The following is a 1,679-nucleotide window of genomic DNA, read 5'->3' as shown; positions in this document are numbered from 1 at the left end:
TAGCTATTAACTTCTGTCGCTTGTTTCTGTCACAAAACGCGTTTGGCGTTGTATGGTTAAGCCTCACGGGTAATTAGTACAAGTTAGCTTAATGGCTCACACCACTTCCACATCTTGCCTATCAACGTTGTAGTCTTCAACGGCCCTTCAGAGACTTTAAAAGTCTAGTGAGAAATCATCTCGAGGCCTGCTTCGCGCTTAGATGCTTTCAGCGCTTATCAGTTCCGAACGTAGCTACCGGGCAATGCCATTGGCATGACAACCCGAACACCAGCGGTTCGTTCACTCCGGTCCTCTCGTACTAGGAGCAACCCCTCTCAATTCTCAAACGCCCACGGCAGATAGGGACCGAACTGTCTCACGACGTTCTAAACCCAGCTCGCGTACCACTTTAAATGGCGAACAGCCATACCCTTGGGACCGACTTCAGCCCCAGGATGTGATGAGCCGACATCGAGGTGCCAAACACCGCCGTCGATATGAACTCTTGGGCGGTATCAGCCTGTTATCCCCGGAGTACCTTTTATCCGTTGAGCGATGGCCCTTCCATTCAGAACCACCGGATCACTATGACCTACTTTCGTACCTGCTCGACGTGTCTGTCTCGCAGTTAAGCTGGCTTCTACCATTACACTAACCGTACGATGTCCGACCGTACTTAGCCAACCTTCGTGCTCCTCCGTTACTCTTTGGGAGGAGACCGCCCCAGTCAAACTACCCACCAGGCACTGTCCGTAACCCCGATTCAGGGGCCAACGTTAGAACATCAAAACTACAAGGGTGGTATTTCAAGGACGACTCCACAACAACTAGCGTCGCTGCTTCAAAGTCTCCCACCTATCCTACACATGTAGGTTCAATGTTCAGTGCCAAGCTGTAGTAAAGGTTCACGGGGTCTTTCCGTCTAGCCGCGGGTACACAGCATCTTCACTGCGATTTCAATTTCACTGAGTCTCGGGTGGAGACAGCGTGGCCATGGTTACACCATTCGTGCAGGTCGGAACTTACCCGACAAGGAATTTCGCTACCTTAGGACCGTTATAGTTACGGCCGCCGTTTACCGGGGCTTCGATCAAGAGCTTCGTCCGAAAACTAACCCCATCAATTAACCTTCCGGCACCGGGCAGGTGTCACACCGTATACGTCATCTTGCGATTTTGCACAGTGCTGTGTTTTTAATAAACAGTCCCAGCCACCTGGTCACTGCGGCTCCCGTCCGCTTAGAGAGCAAGTCTCATCACAGATAGGAGCGTACCTTCTCCCGAAGTTACGGTACGATTTTGCCTAGTTCCTTCACCCGAGTTCTCTCAAGCGCCTTAGTATTCTCTACCTGACCACCTGTGTCGGTTTGGGGTACGATTCGGTATAATCTGAAGCTTAGAGGCTTTTCCTGGAAGTATGGCATCAACAACTTCATCACCGTGGTGACTCGTCTCGTGTCTCAGGTTTAATGTTCGTCCGGATTTACCTAAACAAACGCCCTACTCACTTTCACATGGACAACCATCGCCATGCTTGCTTAGCCTTCTCCGTCCCCCCATCGCAATTATACCAAGTACGGAAATATTAATCCGTTTCCCATCGACTACGCCTTTCGGCCTCGCCTTAGGGGTCGACTTACCCTACCCTGATTAACATGGGATAGGAACCCTTGGTCTTCCGGCGTGCGGGTTTTTCAC

At 51.0% G+C, this 1,679-nt stretch carries 1 rRNA gene; it reads right to left on the bottom strand.

From position 1 onward, the window contains the following. Positions 1–52 precede the first annotated feature (52 nt). Positions 53–1,679, bottom strand: a 23S ribosomal RNA gene (locus L650_RS0102365); the annotation flags it as partial.

Origin of the sequence: Pseudoalteromonas sp. TB51 (assembly GCF_000498055.1) — a bacterium.
Lineage (GTDB): Bacteria > Pseudomonadota > Gammaproteobacteria > Enterobacterales > Alteromonadaceae > Pseudoalteromonas > Pseudoalteromonas atlantica.
Note: the sequence above shows the minus strand (reverse complement) of the source record. Positions and strands in the feature narration are given on the sequence as shown.